Genomic DNA, 19,387 nt, shown 5'->3' on the forward strand with positions numbered 1-19,387 from the left:
TATTAAATAAAATCTCATGAAATATTATCAATTGTTTTACTTACTTGTTTTTTATAATTGGTCAAACGCTCAACAAAGTGTCAAAATGACTTATGAGCAAAAAATCTTTTATAACGATGCTTTTTTTAGCCAAATTCCAGGTGGTGCTAGTGAAGAATTTAAAGCTGCTTTCAGGAAGCCTAAAGTCTTTGAGTTGACAAACAACAGTGAGTACTCATTATTTAGAAGTACAGTCGAAAAGGAAATAGTCATAGCTTCTAAAGAGGTTAGTACGGCAACATCGATTGATAAAGGAACATTTATCAAGCCCTTTAATATTTGGATTCTTAAAGACTTCGTGAAAAAATCAATAATTAGTAGTACTGAAGTAGATAAACAGGAATATTATGTGGAAAAACCATTTTCTAAAGAAACATTGAAATACGACAATAGAATTAAAGATATTGATGGTTACAAATGTTTATCAGCCTATTCTATAGGTACAGCTAATGATACCATTCAATATTGGTACACCCAAGAAATCCCAATCATTGACGGCCCTTTTAATGTGACATCTATTCCGGGTTTGGTATTAAGTGTCGAATCTAAAAAGAAGGTAATTTATGTTACCAAAATTGAATTTTTTGACAAAAAGTTAGTAATTGATGGTGTCAATAAAAAGACTCCCTTTGTTACCGAACTGGAATTAAAAATTAAAATCGAAGAATCTAGAAAGCCAAAGTCCTATACTGATGAATTTGGAAAAAAATTCGAGTCGAATACTGTAATTATAAAAGCGGGAAATTAAAAATCAGTATAAAATGAAAAAGTTAATATTATATATTGTAGTCAATTTCGTTTGTATAATTAGTTATTCGCAAACTGCAATTAAAGTTTTCTTTGATACAAATACTGTTGTTAAAGAGGAATCTTTGAAAGATTTGCCTGTTCATATTAGGGCTGCTGCTTTGCAACAATTGAATAGTATAAAAAAGGAATCGGCTATGATTGTTCAAGGTAATACTGTATATTTTGAAATTAAACCACAACAAATTGATAAAAAACAAAAAGGTACAATCAATTCTAATGATAGAACATCTGGAGTTTTATTTTCAAAAGATTTGTCATTAGAAGGATCTTATCCTGGACTTAAAATATTGAAGAATTTCAAAACTAAAACAATTAAAACTAAAATAAAAGGTAAGTTAACTACCGAAAAATTAGTTGCTGTTAATTGGAAAATTACAAATAAAAAAAAGAAAATCCTGAGCTATACCTGTTATGAAGCTACCACTACTTTTAAAAATAAGCTTTTAACAGTTTATGTGACCAATGATTTAAAAGTTTCAGGAAGTCCAAGTGATTTACCTTTTATTAATGGTCTAGTATTATTGTATAAACATGGAAATAGTACAACAACTGCGCAAAGGATTGAACTGAATCAAGAAGAGCCTCTAAATTTTCTATAATACGATGCAGTTAAACTTTAAACTCATCTTGTTTCTGTTATTTCCAGTTTTTCTTTTTTCGCAGCATACAATTCGCTTAAAGGTTGTTGATGAAGCAAGTGCTACCGTGCCTAGAGCTATCGTGATTATTAGCCAAGACGGCAATCAAATTGCTTTTGGGACTACAGATGGAAATGGTTTTTTAGAAAATCAATTAGCCTCTGGAACGTACACGATAACTATCAAAAAATTAGGTTTTGTTCCTATTATTGAGATAGTTTCTATTCAAAAAGAGGAGTTCTTAACTTTTACATTGCTTCCAGAAACTAACCAACTCAAAAATGTGATTATTACCAGTAGACCTAAAATAATGAAAGTGAAGGGTGATACTATTTCGTATAACTTAAAAGCTGTGGTTGATGGTACCGAAAATAAAATTGAAGATGTAATTAAAAAACTTCCGGGGCTTGATATTGACCAAGACGGAAAAGTACTCTACAAAGGGCAACAAATAGATAACGTTCTTGTTGATGGGAATGAGTTTTTTGGGAACAAACATCAAATGGCTACCCGAAATATAAATGCGGACATGATTGAGGGAATCGACCTGTTAACTAGTTATTCGGGTTTTGCAACTGCCAGCGGTAGCAAGAAAGGAATAGCTTTAAACTTGAAAACAAAAGACAGTTATAAAAATAAATGGATCATGGATTTCGACCTCGCCGCAGGAATTAATACTTCTTTTCGATTTCATTCTAATTCATTTAAGTTTTTCAAAAAGGGAAATTTTGCTGTTATATCGGATTATAATACGATTGCTAAAACACCAATCTCTAGGGAGGATTATAATGAAATGAGAATTGTGTCTGAAGTGGATAGTGACAATGGGGAATTCAAATCTATTGAAACCCCAACCTTTTTAAACCCCAACGCTTTTATAAAGGACAAGAAAAATGCCTTTATTGGAATGAATTATACTAGTTTAATAGGCAAGCGTTCTAAGGTTACATTTTCGAATGTTTTCAACAAAGCGACTATAATCGAGGAAAATGCAAGACTTCAAACCAATATTGGAGAATCGGAAAGCCGATTCTCTTTTTTAGAAAATAAAACAGCAAGCTACAGCCTCAATAATAGTGCTTTAAAATGGGAGTTTAATAAATCGAAAACTACTTTTATATCCTATGTCGCTGGATTTACGCCAAATGCAGACGAAGATGATCAGGATTTACTGCGTGCAACAAACCAATTAGACTACACTAAAAGCGATACTAATTTTAATTTTGCTCATGTTGTAAAAGTGCAAACCACGCTTTTTAAGACTATTAATTATAAGGCCATAGCCCGGCATTCCTTTGATGATAACCGTCAAAAAGTAGCTTTGTTTTCTCAGCAAAATTTATTTGGTAGCACGCTGGATACGATTAATCAAAATCAAAATAATAAAGAGGTTAATTTTAGCTTGAGCAACGTATTTACAAAAGCCCAAAAGTCAAATATTTTTTCTTTAAAAATAAACTTTTTGTCACATCAGTCCAGATTTAGTACTGCTGTTTTTCAGAACGATACTACTGATATTACTTTAAAATTAGAGCGGCAATCCATGCAAACCAATTTTTCATGGTTGAAAAATTGGGATTTTAAATTGCAGTCCATTTTGGGTTTTAATACAACGGCAACAAACAGTCATTTTCAAGGTTCGCAAAATGTATTGACCAGATATGAACCCAACTTTAGTTTAATGTACAATTTTAAGGGACTTAAAAAAATTACGTTTAATTATATCTTGGATCATCAAGTACCTACTTTGAATCAAGTGCAACAAACCGATATCATAGTTGATTTTCAAACGGTGGCCAAACCAAGCTTAGTTGATTTTAATCAAGTACTACCTAAAAACAGTTTCTCACTTCAATATTTAAGTGTAAATCCAAAAAGTCAAAGTGTACTTTTTTCTACTTTGTCCTATGATACAGAGCAAAATTCAATTTCGAATAATACTAAATACAATACTGATTTTATAGAAACTGGTGCCATTACAACTAGAAACAGAAAAAGTGTGAAGGCATTAGCTTTGTATGATTTAAAATTGAAGCGCTTGCCCTTTTCTATTAAAACGACCTTGTTTTATCTAAAATCGATAGGATTGTCACAATTTGATGGTGTTGATAACCAGTTTGTAACTCAAAATCTCACCAATCGTGTGCAACTGATTTCTAATTTTAGAAAATCAGATATCCAGTTTGGTGTGGATTACAACTTTATTCAAAGAATGGTAGCGCAAAGCATCAGTAATTTTAGTAACACGAGCCAAAATCATCAAATTACAGTGTCAGTTCGAGGTAAAAACAAGACTAAGTTAAAATGGGATGCGGGTTTCACAATGGATAATCAAGATTCTGGTTTTGCTACTAACAAACTATTTTTTCTGAATGCAAATGTGCAGTATGTTGCGGATAAAAATTGGAAATTGGTTTTTAATGGGAACAACATGCTAAATTTGAATCAGACAACGTTATTGTCAAACACCTTAAATGCAAGCTTTTTTACAGAATCAAGAGTAGCAATTCGTCCTGGCTATTTGATGCTAGGTGTGAATTACTCCTTATGAGTTTAAAAAAAACCCCATTTCAAATCACTGTGAAATGGGGTTTTGTATATAATAGGAAATCAAATAGTAATCTATCCTAAAGCAGCTCTTTTGAAACCTGTAATTTCAACTTTGAATTCTTTAACATAATCACCTACTTTTTTACTGTCATCTTTGATGAAGTTTTGATCCAATAACGCTTTTTCTTGGTCTAAAGTAGTGTTGTCAGAGATGAAACGCAGTACTTTTCCAGGAATAATTTTGTCCCAAATTTGTTCAGGTTTACCTTCAGCTTTTAATTCAGCTTTAGCATCTTCTTCAGCTTGTTTTAAAACTTCTTCAGTTAATTGAGAGAAAGAAATATACTTAGGAACATTTTTTAAAGTTTTTCCTAAACGTTTTGCTTCTTCATTTTCTTTTTCGATTATAGCAATACGAGCAGCAAGTTCAGAAGCAACGAAAGATGGGTCAAAATCTTTGTAAGATAATGTGTCAGCTCCCATTGATGCAACTTGCATAGAGATATCTTTAGTAAGAACTTCTGCGTTAGGTACAGCAGCAGAAATAGCAGTTAATGCAGCAATTTTGTTAACGTGAACGTAAGATCCAACAAAAGCACCTTCTAAAATTTCAAAATCACCGATTTCGATTTTTTCACCAATAACACCTGTTTGCTCGATCAATTTCTCAGCAACAGTAATACCGTTGAAATCTGACGCTAAAAATTCTTCTTTAGAAGAGAAGTTAATCGCTTTTTCAACTAATTCTTTAGCTAAAGAAACGAAAGATTCATTTTTACCTACGAAATCTGTTTCACAATTTAAAGTGATGATTGCTCCTTTAGTTTTGTCAGCATTGATAAAAGAAACAGCTGCTCCTTCAGAAGACTCACGGTCAGAACGGTTAGCAGCAACTTTTTGTCCTTTTTCTCTAAGGTTTTGTATAGCTTTATCGAAATCTCCATCAGCTTCAACTAAAGCTTTTTTACAGTCCATCATTCCGGCACCTGTAGTTTGTCTTAATTTATTTACATCTGCAGCAGTAATTGTTGCCATAATTTTTTTATTTTAAATTAAAAAATAGTTTTAATAAAAAATTCCAAATTCAGAAATCCTGAATCCAATTGATAAATTAAATCATTGCTGAGATAATTTTTGGAATTTGGAATTTTAGAATTTGGAATTTCTTTTTGTTTTATTCTTCAGTTGCAGTTGGAGCAGCAGCTTCTACAGCAGGAGCTACTTCTACAGCTTCAGCAGCAGGAGCTACCGTTTCAGCAGGAGCAACAACTTCAGCAGTTGCTTCGCCTTCTTTGTCAGAACCTCTATCAGAAAGTCCTTCAACAATTGCAGCGGTAACCAAAGTTAAAATTTTATCAATTGATTTAGAAGCATCATCGTTAGATGGGATTACGAATTCAACCTCTCTTGGGTCAGAATTAGTATCCACCATTGCGAAAACTGGAATGTTTAATTTTTGAGCTTCTTTTATTGCGATGTGTTCTGCTTTGATATCAACTACGAACAATGCAGCTGGTAGTCTAGACATGTCAGCGATTGAACCTAAGTTTTTCTCTAATTTAGCACGAAGACGATCTACTTGCAAACGCTCTTTTTTAGAAAGAGTCATGAAAGTACCATCTTTCTTCATTTTATCAATAGTAGCCATTTTTTTAACAGCTTTACGGATAGTTACGAAGTTAGTTAGCATTCCACCAGGCCATCTTTCAGTGATGTAAGGCATGTTTGCAGCTTTTGCTTTTTCAGCAACGATGTCTTTTGCTTGTTTTTTGGTAGCAACGAATAATATTTTTCTACCTGATGCAGCGATTTTTTTCAAAGCTTCATTCGCTTCTTCAATTTTTGCTGCCGTTTTATATAGATTGATAATGTGAATACCATTACGCTCCATATAGATGTAAGGAGCCATGTTTGGATCCCATTTTCTAGTCATGTGTCCAAAGTGAACACCTGCTTCTAGTAAGTCTTTAACTTCTACTTTGTTTGCCATTTTTGTTCTAGTTTACGTTCTGTTGATTAGCAATGCATAAATGGCGGTTTACCGGCTATATGCATTTAGATGCTAAACTATTTCCTACCTCAGTAGGAGAGCAACAACAACTGTGTTTTTTAAATTTATGCTGAAATTTTTTCAGCAACTTTAGAATAATTATACTGAATTAATTCCAGTACCTGTTCTTGAGAACCTGAAACGAGTTCAGATTGAAGTCCAGTATTAACGTTTAGAGAATTGAAATCTCTTACGAGCTTTCTTCTGACCGAATTTCTTACGTTCAACCATTCTTGGATCTCTTGTCAATAAACCTTCTGGTTTCAAGATAGCTCTGTTTTCAGCATTTACTTCACACATAACACGTGCTAATGCCATTCTTACAGCTTCTGCTTGACCAGTTGAACCACCTCCGTAAACGTTTACTTTAACGTCAAAGTTGCTTACATTTTCTGTCATAGACATCGGTTGTAATACTTTGTACTGTAAAGTTGCAGTTGGGAAGTATGTTTCGAATGCTTTTTTGTTTACAGTGATTACTCCTGTTCCTTCTGAAACATAAACACGTGCAACAGCGGTTTTTCTTCTACCGATTTTGTGAATAACTCCCATTACTTAAGATCGTTAAGGTTAACTGTTCTAGGTTTTTGAGCGCCTTGTTTGTGCTCTGATCCTACAACAACATTTAAATTTCTAAAAAGTTCAGCCCCTAACTTGTTTTTAGGTAACATCCCTTTTATCGCTTTTTCAACTAGTAATGCAGGATTTTTTGATTGCAATACTTCAGCAGTTAAAGTTCTTTGTCCTCCAGGGTAGCCAGTGTGACGGATGTAAGTTTTCTCTTTCATCTTGTTTCCTGTAAGGTTGATTTTTTCTGAGTTGATAACAATTACGTTATCTCCACAGTCAACATGTGGTGTGTAACTTGCTTTGTATTTTCCTCTAAGGATCATTGCGATCTTCGAAGCCATACGACCTAAGTTATGCCCATCAGCATCTACAACAATCCACTCTTTTGTAACGGTGGCTTTGCTTGCTGATTGTGTCTTGTAGCTTAATGCGTCCATAATATTATTTTAATTAAACATTCCATCCCCAATAAAGGGGTTGCAAAAGTACAATTAATTATTTTAAATGCAAATACCTTAAACTATTATTTTTATCTTGTTTTAGTGCTGATTATCAAATGGATATTTAAAATTAATTTCTATCTTCAAATTTTGGATTAGTACACGTGCAGTGGAGTTACCGGAATCATGATTTTTTTTATGATTTTGTTGACTATTCCTGATTTTTTAAACCTAAATTCTCTATTAGAAATGCTATTTTTGTCAATTAAATAGTTATTGTTCTAATTATTTATATCTTGTAAGTATTTTTCCTTTATCAATTACAATAAATATCCCTTTATGAAAGCTAAAGCTACGTTAAAACAAATCGCAAAAGAACTGAATGTTTCTGTTTCAACAGTTTCAAAAGCGCTCAATGATAGTCCGGAAATAAGTGACCTAACTAAAGTGAAAATAAAAGAATATGCAAAACTCAAAAATTACAAACCCAATGTAATTGGTCTCAATCTTAAAAATAGAAAAACAAAAACAATAGGGGTCATTATTCCCAATATCTTGAATTCTTTTTTTGCCAAGGTTTTTAGCGGTATTGAAAAAGTAGCGGATGAAAAAGGGTATAATGTGATCATGTGTATCTCCAATGAATCTGCAGAGAAAGAAGCGCATACTTTGGAAATGCTTAGCAATGGAACCATTGATGGATTTATTGTTTCGGTTTCTGAGGAAGCACAAAAAAATCAGGATTACGATCATTTCTCCGCAATAATAAATGATGGTACTCCAATCGTAATGTTTGATCGAATTGCGGAAGGTGTTGATTGTGACAAAGTAATTGTTGATGATTTTGATTCAGCACTAAATGCAACACAACATTTAATTGATTTGGGCTGCAAAAATATCGCCTTATTGTCTTCAATCGATAATTTAAGTGTTGGTAAATTAAGAGCCGACGGATATTTGAAGGCATTAGAAAATAATGCTATTGCAGTTGACTCAAATATTATTATTCGAACGGATGCCGAAGAAGATTTAAAAGAGAAAATCGAGAAAATTTTTGAAAACAAAATAGACGGAATTTTCGCTTTAGAAGAAAATGATTCTGTCGCAGCTTTGCGTGTCGCGCTCAAAAAAGGATTTAAAGTTCCAGAAGATATTTCCATTATAGGTTTTGCTGACGGAATTCTTGCTTCTCGTAGATTGTCACCTAGTTTAACAACGGTAAGTCAGCACGGAATTGAAATAGGAGAAGTCGCCGCCAAATTACTGATTGACAGATTGGAATCTAAAGAAGAGGATATTCCTTATGAAACCGTGGTGATTAAGACGGTGTTGAAAGAAAGAGAATCTACAAGAAAATTGTAGTTACTTATTTATAATAAACGCAAAAAATCTCTAATTATTTTTAAAAATAATTAGAGATTTTTTTATGGTATAATATTATATGATTTAGTGCGCTTCTAGTTAGTTTTTCCAAAGTTATGTAGACCAATTGCAAACCATATTTTAATTTTTTATCAAAAAATTAAAAGCTATTATATTAGATCTTTACGTTTTTATAAAACTCTTTTACCTTGTTAAATTGATGTTAATATTTAAAATAATTATTTAAATCAGTTTTTTTTTTCATTCATATTTGTCTTACGAAACAACAATAATTGTTGCGTAGTAAGTTGACCTGAAATTTTAAAGAACATTAGCTGAATCATAGTCGCGAATATCATAAGCTAACCTTGCAAGGATGTTTTAAAAAAGAAGTAAAATCAACGAGGCGGAACAAATTAATCTAATATTTCATCCGTAATTGCAGTCAGTCTGCAAACAGATTTATTTATTAATCACAAAATTAAAGTAAAATGAAAAAAAGTTTATTTTCAGCGGTATTTCTGTTGGTGACCTCAATGTCTTTTGCAAATGAAGTAAAAGACAAATCGTCTACAGCTGTAGACGACGGAGCTGTTGCTTCTTCTAAAAAAACAGTGGAAACCTTGACTACTATTAAAAATGATGAAGATATTTGTTCAGTAAGTTGCTATGCGGAAATATACTATCTTGGTGAACTTAGAACAACGGTGTTTTCATCTGCAACTGCTGGTGATTGCATTACTGCGCAAACTGATTGTTTTCAAAAGGCACAAAAAAAAGCTGATGCATACATCGCTGCAGCGGAGTAATATTTGCAATAATGTTTACTGTAGAGGCTTTTTCTAAGCCTCTATTAAATTTAGTTTATATGAAAAATTTTTATGTTTTAAGTTTACTTTTTATGGTCTGCTCAACCGTTTGGTCACAAAAAGATTCTATTACTTCAATTAATTTAAAATACAATTACGTTGTTCGAGGGAATGCTGCTAAAAATATCACTTATAAGGCGGCATACGATTTAGTCCTTTTTCCAGATTTTGGCTTAGCCGTTTATGATAAAGAGGTAGACAAAGCTCCTAAAATCGAGAATATCACAAGCACTTCTACCGCAATTGAATGGAAGCCAAAAGGAAAAAATCTTTCAACCTTGTATAAGAATTATGCAAGAAATGAGATGTTTTTAAAAAGTAATATTAATTTTCGTTTTTTTGTTCAAAAAGATTCCTTAACTATTTTTGATTGGGATATAAAAGAAGAAACAAAAACAATTCTAGGATATACTTGCCAGGCTGCGACTACAACTTTTAGAGGCAGGAATTACAAAGCATGGTTTACTACCGCACTACCAGTTTGCGGTCCTTGGAAGTTCGATAGTTTGCCTGGAGCTATTTTAGAGGTAAAAGCATCAGACGATTATGTAAGTTGGGAGGCCACTGGGATAATTGTAGATAAACAAAAACCAGATTATCCTCAACCTGAAAATCCTTTTGTTTTAGATAAAGCTTTAACGTGGTCTGAATTTAAGTTGTTGTATAAAGAAAAAGCCATAGCTGCAAGTAAGTATGTAACCAAAGAAGGAGAGAAATTAAATATTGTCACAGCAAGAATGGGAGTGGAGCGCTATATTGAAGAAGATGATAAGGACTATCAAGCGGATAAAGTGATGAAAAAAATAATGAATGAAAATAAGTAATTATCTATATTAATGCGATTAAGATTTTTCTTCGTTTTGTTTTTACTGAGTTTTAGTGTGTCAGGGCAAATAATTAACGGTCGTGTGTATGATGCAAATAACAATCTTATCAATACAGCTAATGTGTTGTTTAAAGATGCTGCTAAAACAACACTTATTCAGGAATTTACTCCTGTAAAAAAGGGTGTTTTTACGATTTCTCTAAAAAAAAAGTACACTGCAATCGTGGTCGAGGTACAAGTAAACGGATTTGTAATTCCAACGCAAGTAATAGAAAATCCTGAACTGCTTAAGAATTATAACCTAGAATTCAGGATACTAAATGAGCAAAAAATAAATCTGAAAGAAGTAGTTATTCTTGCTAAGAAAAAAGCATTTGAAATAGTTGAGGATACTGTAAAATATAATGTGGAAGCATATCGTGACGGGAGTGAAAGAAAGATAGACGATATCATAAAAAAGTTGCCTGGTATAACTGTAGAGCCTAATTCAGGTAAAATAAAGTATAAGGGAAAAGAAATAGAGACTGTTACACTAGAAGGTGATAATTTGTTTGGGTACAACTATACAGTTGGAACCAAAAACATCAATGTAGATATGGTCGACCAAGTGCAGGCGGTCGATCATTATGCAGAAAACGCTTTGCTTAAAGGAATAGAACAAAACGATAAGGTTTCCTTGAATTTGACCTTAAAGAAGGGTCGGCTGGATTTTTCAGGTGATATAACCTCTGGATTAGGTCTTTTCGATAAAGGAAAGATTGCGCATGATGACAGTGCCACCCTTTTAGGAATCACTAAAAATTTTAAATCATTTGGTACATTAAATTACAATACCATCGGGAAAAATACTTCACCATTTGATTATTCAGGTTTTAACTTAAACCCAGAGGAATTGCGTGAGCGGGACATAAATGCCACGAAAATAATACCTGAAACAATGTTTTCTAGTGCTCTGGGAAATGAAAGGGCGAATATTAACAACCAATTTTTCGGTAATTTCAATAGCATTTTTAAAATAGGAAAACAATTAAGTATAAAAACAAACGGTTATTACATTAGGGATAGAATAGTCAGGAATGAATTAGTTGAAAACCAATTTCAAATCAACAATCAATCTTTTGCTACCTCAGATTATACTTCCATTATTAAAAAGCCTGAACAGTACAGAGGTGACTTAGAAATTAAATATACTATGTCCAAAAATTCTTCATTGGAATATACCTCCAGAATAAAGGAAGAAAGTATAACGACACCAATCAATATTCTTAGAAACGAAATGGATGTGTTTAGTTCTAATTTAACATCTAGGGATATACTATTTAGGCAACGCTTGCTGTGGACAAATAAGTTAAGCGAAAACAAAGCAATTCAAGGCTCATTTTATCAAGCTACCAATTATCGTCCCCAAAAACTGGCTTTGTCCCCATCAGTTTTTAATTCAGGAAATGGAATTGATACGCAAGAAAGTGCTTTTAGAAAAAATTATTTAGAAGGGGCTTTTAAATTTTTTGGCGCTATCAAAAAAAATAAATACGAGTTTAATTTAGGATCTATTTTAGATGAAAATCCATTTAGTTCCAATTTAATATCAGATAATAATCAGAATAGCGCAAATAGATTTAATTATGTGCAACAATCTATTTTTCTATCCACTAATTATCATTTTAACAAAGGTAAGTGGCGTATTTCTCCTCGTGGCAGCATTCGTTACTTGTTGCAAAATAGGAATGATGATGTTACAAATCAAAATGATGTACAACGGAATTTTATTTTTGAGCCCAGTTTAAGTGCTTCCTACCGTATTTCGACCCTAGCAAGTTTGAATGCATCAATGGGGTATAAGCAGTTGAATAATTCTGAAGCCTTCTTATTTCAAAATCTAATACTTGTTAATAACCGAGTTAGTTACAGCAACACACCTTCGCTTGAATTACAAAAAAGGCAACTTTACAGCCTAGATTATACAAGAAATGATTTGTTTAATCAATTTGAATTTATTGCCGATATTAATTTCCAAAAAGTTAAGGGAAACTTCTTTTCTAACGCAATTATTACAGAAAACACAACCATAATTAATAATTTCTTTTTGCCGGAATGGACAAACGATCTATCTGCAAACCTGAGAGTTTCAAAATACATTCCGTTTTTAGAATCTACATATAAATTGACTTCCACCTTCAATTATTCTAATTTTAAAAACATTGTAAATAATTCGGAATTAAGAAGTAATGAAATTAATTTTTTTAGAAATGAATTATTCTTTAAAACTGCATTTGACTTTGCTTTGAATTTCGAAAGTACTTCTATTTTTCAAAATTCAGTTGCAAAAAGTCAAGGTCAACAGCAACAGTTCACTAATTCTAGCTTTCAAGAAACCTTTAGCGTTTTGGTGCGTCCGTTTAAACGATGGAAATGGACTGCTTCTGCGGATTATTTTCTTCCAAATAGTGAAGATAAAAGTGTAGATTTTTTATTTCTAAACAGTAGATTCGATTATCAAGCCAAGCAGAATAAGTGGCGGATAGGTGTGGAATTGAAAAATTTATTTAATGAAAAAAACTTTGAGCAAATTCAGAATAACGATTATTCTACCATTATTTTTAGAAGCACTTTACTGCCAAGATATTTTCTGGTAACTTTTTCTTGGAATTTCTAGTTTTGAAAACAACTATCAACAAAAAAAATCTCTAATCATTTAAAACCATTAGAGATTTTTTTTATGAGTATAAAGGAAGATAATTTTAATGCGCTTCGAGCCAATCTTTTCCAACTCCTAAATCTACGTCCAAAGGAACATCTAGTTTAAAAGCATTTTCCATTTCATGTTTGATCAACGGTTGAATTTTTTCAAGCTCATCATTGTGTACATCAAATACCAATTCATCATGTACTTGAAGTAGCATTTTACTTTTCCAGTTTTCAGAAGTTAGTTTTTCATGGATATTTATCATTGCAATTTTAATGATATCAGCAGCACTTCCTTGTATCGGCGCATTCACCGCATTTCGTTCTGCACCACCACGAACAATTGCGTTTTGCGAATTGATATCTTTCAAATAACGACGACGACCAAGGATAGTTTGCACATAACCGTTCTCTCTAGCGAAATCTATTTGTTCTTGAATATAGGATTTTAATCTTGGATAGGTTTGATAATAAGCTTCAATTAAATCAGCGCTCTCTTTGCGAGATAAGTTGGTTTGATTGCTCAAACCAAAAGCCGAAACCCCGTAAATAATTCCAAAATTTACCGTTTTGGCGTGACTTCGTTGTTCGCGAGTCACTTCTTCAAGCGGTACATTAAAGACTTTTGAAGCGGTAGATTTATGAATGTCTTCATGATTTTGGAATGCCTTGATCATATTTTCTTCACCACTTAACGCTGCAATGACACGCAATTCTATTTGAGAATAATCGGCAGAAACCAAAGTGTAATTTTCGTCACGGGCTACAAATGCTTTTCTGATTTGTTGCCCACGTTCTGTTCGAATAGGAATATTTTGTAAATTTGGATTGGTTGAACTTAAACGCCCTGTTGCTGCCACGGTTTGCATATAATCTGTGTGTATTCGCTTTGTCAATGCATCTACCTGTAAAGGCAAAGCCTCGACATAAGTGTTTTGAAGTTTTATCAAGGAACGCCAATCTAATATAGCCGAAACTATTTCGTTGTCCTTTGCCAAGAAACTAAGGATTTCCTCGCCAGTAGCATATTGACCCGTTTTAGTTTTCTTTTGTTTGGCTCCACCCAGTTTCAGTTTTTCAAATAATATATCTCCCAATTGTTTTGGAGAAGCCAAATTGAATTTTTCGCCTGCAATGTCAAAAATAGTTGCTTCCAGCGTTTTGATGTCGGTGTCTAATTCTTGTGATAAGGATTTCAAAAAGGGAACGTCTAACCGAATTCCTTCTTTTTCCATATCAGCCAAGACTTTTACTAACGGAATTTCGATCTCCTCAAAAAGTTTTTTAGTTCCAGTTTTGTCTAATTCCAAAGTGAATATTTCCTTAAGTTGCAAGGTTACATCAGCATCTTCAACGGCGTATTCTTTTATTTCTTCCAATGCAACATCACGCATTGATTTCTGGTTTTTCCCTTTTTTGCCAATTAAAGTTTCAATGGATTGTGGCGCATATTTTAAGTACGTTTCTGCTAAAATATCCATATTATGACGCATATCCGGATTAATCAGATAATGGGCAATCATGGTGTCGAATAATTTTCCTTTTACGGTAATATTATAATTGGAAAGGATTTTTAAATCGTATTTTAAATTTTGACCAATTTTTTCGATGCTTTCATTTTCGAAAAATGGAATGAATTTGTCGATTAAAGTTTGTGCTTCCTCTTGATTTTCGGGAAATGGAACATAAAATCCTTTTCCTTTTTCAAAAGAAAACGAAATTCCCACTAATTCGGCATGTAAAGCATCAAGTCCGGTTGTTTCGGTATCAAAACAAACTGAAGACTGTTTTTGCAAATTTTGTAACAGCAATTTCAATCCTAAATCCCCTTGAATAATTTGATACGAATGAGCCGTATTTTCTAAAGTATTATAAAATTGATGGCGCGTTTCTTCTGAGGAATCATCTGCTATAGCACTGCCAAATAGATCAAACTGATCTTCGTTTTTTGGCTGTGGTTTTTTGTATAATTTGGTTTCGTCAACAGGATTAGAATTGGTTGTTGCAGTACCTCCTTTTTTGAAAATGGCATCAAATTGCTCGGCCATTCTTCTGAACTCTAATTCATTGAATAGTGCATCTGTTTTTTCAACATCAGGAGTGGATAACTCATAATCTGTCTCGTCAAAAACGACAGGGCAATCAATGATAATTGTCGCTAGCGTTTTAGATAATAATCCTTTTTCTTTGTTGGCTTCAATATTTTCTTTCATTTTACCTTTTAGCTTATCGGTATTAGCTAAAAGATTTTCCATGGTTCCAAATTCCTTCAAGAATTTTTTAGCAGTAACTTCACCTACGCCAGGAAGTCCTGGAATATTATCGGCTGCATCACCCATCATACCTAGGAAGTCGATTACTTGATCGGGTCTTTCAATTTCGAATTTTGCCAAAACCTCAGGAACACCCCAAATTTCTATTCCATTACCCATTCGGGCAGGTTTGTACATAAATATATTTTCAGAAACCAGTTGTGCAAAATCTTTATCGGGAGTTACCATAAAGACTTTGTAATTCTGTTTTTCGGCTTGCTTGGCAATAGTTCCAATTAAATCATCGGCTTCAAAGCCCTTGACTTCAATTATGGGAATGTGCATGGCCTTCAACAACTGTTGAATGTAGGGAATGGCAATTTTTATGGCTTCTGGTGTAGCATCGCGATGTGCTTTGTACGCCGGAAAAATCTCGTTTCTTAATTGGCTTCCGCCGTTATCAAAAGCGACGGCTAAATGATCTGGTTTTTCTCTTTTTATTACGTCCATCAACGAATTCATAAATCCCATGATGGCTGAAGTGTCCATTCCTTTAGAATTGATTCGTGGGTTTTTTATGAAAGCATAATATCCTCTAAAGATTAAGGCATAAGCATCTAGAAGGAACAGGCGTTTTTGTTGTGACATGAAATGTGATTTTTGTAAAGTTTTCAAAAGTACAAAACTTGTGAGATAAAGGAGAGCTGGTTTGAAAAATTTCTGTTTTTATCTGCAACACAAACTAATTTCAAACTAATGAAAATTAAATTAGTGTGTATTTTTTTAGTTATTATTCCGTATTGTTTCGCTCGAAAGAAAATAGCTATAAATAGCAAATGGCTATTTTTAATTTATTTTAAAATATAAGAATAATAATATGTTATAATTAAAAACGTGTATTTGGTCGACATAATATGTATTTAATCGACATATTGTTTAATTTTACTAAATGGTTTTGAGAATCCATTTTATTCTCTATTATTTAATCTTTTATTTTATTTATTATGAAAAAAAATTACGCTACTACAAAGGTTTTGCAAGCCTGTTTGTTATTTTTCATGATAATAACAACAAATGTGTTTGGCCAGGTGGGCATAGGCACGATAACACCAAACGCAAGTTCTGTTTTAGATGTTTCATCGACAACTCAAGGAATGTTGACCCCTAGAATGACAACGGCACAACGAACGGCTATTGCGTCGCCAGCTGATGGATTAATGGTTTATGACATCGATTTGAAATCGTTTTACCACTACAATTCAGCAATAACCTCATGGAATGTAATCAATAGTGCCACTACAGGTAGATTAAAGTTCAAGCGCATCAAATCTTCAGATGTTTTAGCGACAGTTTTAGCGACAGAATTAGCAGCAGGAAGTGGTATAAAATATGTTTTAGATAGTGGTACATATTATGAGATTAACGGAACGATAATTGTCAATTTTCCTATAGAGTTAAATAATGCGTATGTTGCTGGTTTAGATTCGAGCGATGATAAATTGGTTAAAGCAAGTGGAGATCTCTTTACGGGGACAACAGGAGGTTCAATAAGAGTGCTGACTTTAGTAGCATCTGGGACTGGTGGTAATGTTTTTAATATTACTGGAGCTGGAAATCAAAACTTGATATTTAGGGACTGTACTGTAGCAAGCTCAGCTAATGTTGGACTTATCAAAGGTTTTTCACTAGTATTTGTGAGTATTGTACAATATGTAGGTAATACAAATGGGATCATTTATGAAAACATCAATAAATTATTGATTAATAATGCGGGTTGGTTTGGAGGCGGTTTACCTCTGGGTAATTCTGGAACTTATGAGAAAATTGTTGGTACATTTGAACAAGTTGCCAAGCAAGGAGGATTTAGTGAAGTTTCCGGGTCAAGTATTGGTTTTGACGTGTCCACTAACCCAACAATAAATGGAGATGCTGTCATTGAAGCGGTTGTTTTTACTGGAACGAATACCGCTGGATATGTTAAAGCTTATACAGCAGGTACTTATAGTGGTTATAATTTTAATAACTTTTGGGCTGTACGCTGCACGGGGATACCAAATGAGGGAGATTCCTTTGCATCAGGCAATTTATATTTGGACAGAACGGGTACTTCTCCAACTATTTCGTTCCCTACTCCTAATATTTCCTACAAGGTGCCTGGAACAACTGTTTCTACGAATTTGTATAGAATGAGTACTCCAGTTAATAATAGAATAGTTTATTCGGGGAAAAAAACAAGAACTATATCTGTTACTACTTCAATGTCTTTCGAGGCTGCTGGATCAGGTGTTACTGACTATTTGTTTTTTTTCGTTAAATTTACATCGTCGGGCGTTCCAAGTATAATAACTTCTTCGGAGACATATATAGATTCCAATTCAGGCTTTATGCAAAGTTTTCCTGTGACGGGTATTATACAAGTAAATGCGGGTGACTATATTGAATTACATGCGGCGAGATTGACAGGTACGGATAAAACACTTACTTTCCGTTCTTATAATATGTCCATCAAATAAAAATACAATCTAAAAACCGCATTACTTGAAATTTAAAGTAATGCGGTTTTTATTTTTGTTGAATAATTTTGAACCTAACAGCGCTTTTACGCTTTAATCAACCGTTAAACTTTAACTAATAAAAAACCATTTCAGTAAATTGTTTTGTTATTTTGTTAAAAATTTTTTTATAATGATCTTTCGTATCGTATTCTTGTGTTTAGTCCTTCTCATTATTGAGCTTTACACCTTTCAAGTATTAAAAACTTTGATAAAATCAAAGCCAGCATTGTTTTCAATTCAGTTTATTAGCCTCTTATTTTTAGTATATATTGTCTACTCTTTAATGCAATTTGACCGTAGTGTAGGGCAAACGCAACAAATGATGTCTACCATGGGTTTGTTGCTTATTGTTTATGTTCCAAAATTAATATTGACTTTTACATTAATGGGGGAAGATATCTACAGGCTGTGTGTAGGATCCGTTAATTTTTTTGTCGATTATGACAAGAGTGCAGATTTCCTTAATTCCCGAAGAAAGTTTGTGAGTCAAATAGGACTGGGATTAGCAGCAGTCCCTTTTCTGTCATTAATTTATGGGGTAACCGTTGGAAAATACAATTATAAAGTAATCAAACAACGCATCTTTTTCCCTGATTTACCAGATGCTTTTGATGGTTTTACGATTACTCAAATATCAGATGTTCACAGTGGAAGTTTTGATAATCCAGAAAAAATTAATTATGCCATTGATTTGGTAAATGAGCAAAATTCAGATCTCATTTTGTTTACAGGCGATATCGTGAATACGGATGCAAAGGAAATGCATCCTTGGATAGAAACATTCAATAAAATTAAAAAGCACGAATATGGTAAATATTCGGTTTTGGGGAATCACGATTATGGAGAATATGTTACGTGGCCAACGGAGGCCGCAAAAGAAGATAATTTTCAAGCTATAAAAAACCTATACGGGGAAATAGGTTTCAATTTATTGTTGAATGAACATACTTTTATCCAAAAAGGAGAAGATAAAATAGCCTTAGTAGGTGTTGAGAACTGGGGTCATAATTTTAAACAAGCCGGAGATTTAAGCAAGGCTTCAGGGCAATTAAAGAAAGAAGATTTCAAGATTTTGATGAGCCATGATCCTTCGCATTGGGAACATGTGGTGCAACATGACGATAAACATTATCATCTTACACTTTCTGGACATACCCATGGAATGCAATTTGGTATTGAAATCCCAGGATACTTTAAATGGAGTTTGGCACAGTACGTCTATAAACAATGGGCGGGTTTATATGAAAACCTAGGAAGATACGTTTACGTTAATAGAGGTTTTGGTTTTCATGCTTACCCAGGTAGAGTAGGTATTATGCCGGAAATAACAGTCATTGAACTAAAAAAAGGTGTTAATGTGGCATAATACGTTAAAAATGCTACATTTGTAAAATAAATATCTCTTTTTAGTGAATTTTAAAAAATTAAATTTTTGGTTTTATGTCAAAATTTGGAGAACTTATAAATACTCAAGTACCTGTGTTAATCGATTTTTACACAGAATGGAACGAATCTTCAGTTTCAATGCATCCTGTAATCAGGGATGTAGCCGCTGCACTTGGCGATAAAGCAAAAGTCATAAAAATTGATGTAGATAAAAATCAAGAGTTAGCGGATGCCTTACGCATCAAAGGCTTGCCTACTTTGATGATTTACAAACAAGGTCAAATGATCTGGAGACAGTCTGGAGAATTAGATGCCAATACGCTTATTGGAATCGTTCAGGAACAATTGTAACAGC

At 33.2% G+C, this 19,387-nt stretch carries 15 protein-coding genes; 10 read left to right on the forward strand and 5 right to left on the reverse strand.

What is annotated here, in order from left to right:
* The first annotated feature begins 16 nt into the window (after positions 1-16).
* The 3 genes from IWX83_RS00540 to IWX83_RS00550 are packed head-to-tail and all read left to right on the forward strand — an operon-like array spanning position 17 to position 4,038.
* Positions 17-787: a GLPGLI family protein gene (locus tag IWX83_RS00540; protein ID WP_196826931.1), complete on the forward strand. Its 771-nt coding sequence runs from the start codon at positions 17-19 to the stop codon at positions 785-787.
* 13 nt (positions 788-800) lie between these two features.
* The gene (locus IWX83_RS00545; RefSeq protein WP_196826932.1) at positions 801-1,448 is read left to right on the forward strand and encodes a GLPGLI family protein; all 648 of its coding nucleotides are present in this window, start codon (positions 801-803) and stop codon (positions 1,446-1,448) included.
* Positions 1,449-1,452: 4 nt separating this feature from the next.
* Positions 1,453-4,038, forward strand: a complete 2,586-nt coding sequence (locus tag IWX83_RS00550) for a carboxypeptidase-like regulatory domain-containing protein (protein ID WP_196826934.1) — start codon at positions 1,453-1,455, stop codon at positions 4,036-4,038.
* Positions 4,039-4,109: 71 nt separating this feature from the next.
* Here IWX83_RS00550 and tsf read toward each other — a convergent pair whose 3' ends face one another.
* From tsf to rplM, 4 genes are all read right to left on the reverse strand, one after another.
* Entirely contained in the window at positions 4,110-5,072 is a 963-nt protein-coding gene (tsf, locus tag IWX83_RS00555; protein WP_073355613.1) for a translation elongation factor Ts, read from the reverse strand.
* 139 nt (positions 5,073-5,211) lie between these two features.
* Positions 5,212-6,027, reverse strand: a complete 816-nt coding sequence (rpsB, locus tag IWX83_RS00560; protein WP_066080511.1) for a 30S ribosomal protein S2 — start codon at positions 6,025-6,027, stop codon at positions 5,212-5,214.
* Between the two features lie 225 nt (positions 6,028-6,252).
* Positions 6,253-6,639, reverse strand: coding sequence for a 30S ribosomal protein S9 (rpsI, locus tag IWX83_RS00565; protein WP_066080508.1), 387 nt, complete (start codon positions 6,637-6,639; stop codon positions 6,253-6,255).
* The gene (gene rplM, locus IWX83_RS00570; RefSeq protein WP_066080505.1) at positions 6,639-7,094 is read right to left on the reverse strand and encodes a 50S ribosomal protein L13; all 456 of its coding nucleotides are present in this window, start codon (positions 7,092-7,094) and stop codon (positions 6,639-6,641) included. Before rplM ends, rpsI begins: the two co-directional genes overlap by 1 nt.
* Positions 7,095-7,436: 342 nt before the next feature.
* Between rplM and IWX83_RS00575 the strand changes: the two genes are divergently transcribed.
* From IWX83_RS00575 to IWX83_RS00590, 4 genes are all read left to right on the forward strand, one after another.
* The gene (locus IWX83_RS00575; protein ID WP_073355612.1) at positions 7,437-8,459 is read left to right on the forward strand and encodes a LacI family DNA-binding transcriptional regulator; all 1,023 of its coding nucleotides are present in this window, start codon (positions 7,437-7,439) and stop codon (positions 8,457-8,459) included.
* A 491-nt stretch (positions 8,460-8,950) separates the two neighbouring features.
* Positions 8,951-9,268 carry a hypothetical protein gene (locus IWX83_RS00580; RefSeq protein ID WP_073355611.1) on the forward strand — a complete coding sequence of 106 codons (318 nt, stop codon included), beginning with the start codon at positions 8,951-8,953 and terminating at the stop codon, positions 9,266-9,268.
* Between the two features lie 59 nt (positions 9,269-9,327).
* Complete coding sequence (locus IWX83_RS00585; RefSeq protein ID WP_196826936.1) at positions 9,328-10,152, forward strand: GLPGLI family protein; 825 nt, start codon at positions 9,328-9,330, stop codon at positions 10,150-10,152.
* Positions 10,153-10,209: 57 nt separating this feature from the next.
* Entirely contained in the window at positions 10,210-12,810 is a 2,601-nt protein-coding gene (locus tag IWX83_RS00590; protein WP_370568382.1) for a hypothetical protein, read from the forward strand.
* An 85-nt stretch (positions 12,811-12,895) separates the two neighbouring features.
* On the opposite strand, the gene polA is transcribed toward IWX83_RS00590, so the two are convergent.
* A complete protein-coding gene (gene polA / locus IWX83_RS00595) occupies positions 12,896-15,739 on the reverse strand; it encodes a DNA polymerase I (RefSeq protein ID WP_196826940.1) in 2,844 nt (947 codons plus the stop codon).
* Between the two features lie 356 nt (positions 15,740-16,095).
* Here polA and IWX83_RS00600 point away from each other — a divergent pair, with 356 nt between their 5' ends.
* The 3 genes from IWX83_RS00600 (at position 16,096) to IWX83_RS00610 (ending at position 19,383) form a co-directional block, all read left to right on the forward strand.
* Positions 16,096-17,604, forward strand: a complete 1,509-nt coding sequence (locus tag IWX83_RS00600; RefSeq protein ID WP_196826942.1) for a hypothetical protein — start codon at positions 16,096-16,098, stop codon at positions 17,602-17,604.
* A gap of 172 nt (positions 17,605-17,776) precedes the next feature.
* Positions 17,777-19,012: a metallophosphoesterase gene (locus IWX83_RS00605; protein WP_196826944.1), complete on the forward strand. Its 1,236-nt coding sequence runs from the start codon at positions 17,777-17,779 to the stop codon at positions 19,010-19,012.
* A 74-nt stretch (positions 19,013-19,086) separates the two neighbouring features.
* Positions 19,087-19,383, forward strand: a complete 297-nt coding sequence (locus tag IWX83_RS00610) for a co-chaperone YbbN (RefSeq protein ID WP_073352222.1) — start codon at positions 19,087-19,089, stop codon at positions 19,381-19,383.
* Positions 19,384-19,387: the final 4 nt, after the last annotated feature.

This window comes from Flavobacterium sp. CG_9.1 (assembly GCF_015751645.1).
GTDB classification, from domain to species: Bacteria; Bacteroidota; Bacteroidia; order Flavobacteriales; family Flavobacteriaceae; genus Flavobacterium; species Flavobacterium xanthum.